Annotated in this window: 3 protein-coding genes; all 3 read right to left on the bottom strand. The window is 30.1% G+C overall.

Features of this window, described 5'->3' with window-relative positions; genetic code table 11:
* A partial coding sequence (locus tag HG1285_RS03510) for a TIGR01906 family membrane protein (RefSeq protein ID WP_008288852.1) occupies window positions 1–561 on the bottom strand: 561 nt, incomplete at its 3' end.
* A complete protein-coding gene (gene hisC, locus HG1285_RS03515) occupies window positions 562–1,602 on the bottom strand; it encodes a histidinol-phosphate transaminase (protein ID WP_008288851.1) in 1,041 nt (346 codons plus the stop codon).
* A gap of 26 nt (window positions 1,603–1,628) precedes the next feature.
* Window positions 1,629–2,007: ADP-heptose--LPS heptosyltransferase (locus HG1285_RS03520; protein WP_008288850.1), on the bottom strand; the 379-nt coding region annotated here is incomplete at its 5' end.

Below are 2,007 nucleotides of genomic sequence, written 5' to 3'. Positions count from 1 at the left end.
TCCATCAAACCAGAATTTCATAGGATAAATCCTTAAAAGAGTGTCATAACTTTTAAATTTCCAGCTTGTAGTATCAAAAACGTAGTTATGGAAAAGTTCAAAGGCTTTATTGTAGTTGGTAAAGGTAAAAATTCCAGATATTAATATTAAAAAAACAGTGATTAAACCACTTCCTATTAAAAGTTTTTCTCTATATTCTTCAAGGTAAAAAACTCCAATTATCCAGAAGAAAAAAAGTGTATATGAAAGCGGGAATATAAAAGAAAGTAGTTTGTTCACATCTGCCATATGCTTTACTTCTTTATCTCTAAAAGCTTTCCTGCCGTTTGGAAATTTAGTTTCTTCAAACTTTTTTAAACCTTCTTTTGATAAAACAGCTTTTAATCCAATTTTTGCAAGGTATTTCCTGTAATCATTATCAAGTCCGTATCTGTCTTTTGGAAAATCTTTTTTAGAATATTCAAACTCAATAAACCAGTCATTAAAAACTATTCTTGCAGAAATACCTATTATCCATATTGGAGAAGTTATAAGTAAAAGAATAAATACTGTCTTTCTCATTTATACAACTTCTTTAAGTGCTTTTAAAAATAGATTATTTTCTTCAGGTTTTCCTATGGAAACCCTGAGGCAGTTTTCAAGGCGTGGAAGATATGAAACATTTCTAACCAGTACATCTTTTTCTATAAGTTTTTTATGAATTAAATTTGCATCTTTTACTTTTATTAAAAAGAAATTTGCATCTGAAGGGTAAATTTTTATATTTTCAATTTTTGAAACTTCTTCCATTAATCTTTTTCTTTCAGATTTTATTGTATTTATCTGCTCTTTTATAATATCTTCTCCTTCAGTTAAAACTATTTCTGCTATCTTTTGGGAAGGAAGGGTTATGTTAAAAGGAGGTCTTATTTTATCAACAGTTTTCGCAATTTCCTCATTTGCTATCATAAAACCAACTCTCAGTCCTGCAAGACCTATTTTTGAAAGGGTTCTGATTACAACAAGGTTTCCACCTTTAAGAGCTTTTTTATAGAAACTTTCTCTATCTGAAAAATCAATATATGCCTCATCAACAACTGTAAAGACATTATTTTCAGCAACATAATTTATCATATCAGGGTTAAAGCTGTTTCCTGTTGGATTATTTGGAGATGCAAAAAATGCAATGTCAGGTTTTTTATCAAGGGCTTCATCTATTTCTTCTTTTTTAAGGTCAAAATTTTCATCTAAGTAAAAGGTGGCTGTAGGTCTATTTATAACATCTGATGAAACTTTATACATTGGAAACGTTGGGACTGGAAACATTACTGGGTTTTTTAAATCTCCTACTGCTTTTACTAAAATATCAATTAGTTCATCTGAGCCGTTCCCAAGGACTATGTTCTCAGGATTTAGGTTGTAAAACTGGGCTATAACTTCTTTAAGGCTCTTATAGGTTGGGTCAGGGTATCTATTAAAGGAAAGTTTTTTTATTTCATTAGCTATTTTTTCTTTTAGCTTATCAGGAAGGTCAAAAGGATTTTCATTTGATGAAAGTTTTATTTTTGCTGGCGTGGTTTCTGTTTTATACTCTTTAAAATTTTTAAATCTATCTAAAAACATCTTTCACCTCAAAGTTTTTTTATATTTTAAACCAATGAAACTGCCTTTTCATAAACTTTTTCAGGTGATATAGCCGAAAAACATCTATAGTCTTTAAACTTACATTCTTTTTTTCCATGAATATCGCAGGGCTGACACAAAAGGTTTGCATATAAATAATCACCTTCATCTTTAAAAGGATAAAATCCAAACTGAGGAGAAGTTGCTCCATAAATCATTAAGACCTTTGTTCCTACAGCCCTTGAAAGATGAGCAACTGCTGAATCATTACTGATTGTAAGCTTTGCCTTTGATAAAACTGCTAAAGACTGCCTTAAACTGAGTTTCCCCCTTAAATCCAAAACATCTTCATAAAAGCTTCTATCTTTTTCTTTATCTTCTTTTGAGCCTACCAAAACAACGTTA

Source organism: Hydrogenivirga sp. 128-5-R1-1 (assembly GCF_000171895.1).
The sequence above is the reverse complement of the archived record's forward strand: the minus strand, read 5'-3'. Positions and strand labels throughout refer to the sequence as shown.

Bases quoted from the DNA above. Each gene is read 5' to 3' on its own strand.
- hisC (WP_008288851.1), bottom strand. From the start codon at position 1,602: ATGTTTTTAGATAGATTTAAAAATTTTAAAGAGTATAAAACAGAAACC.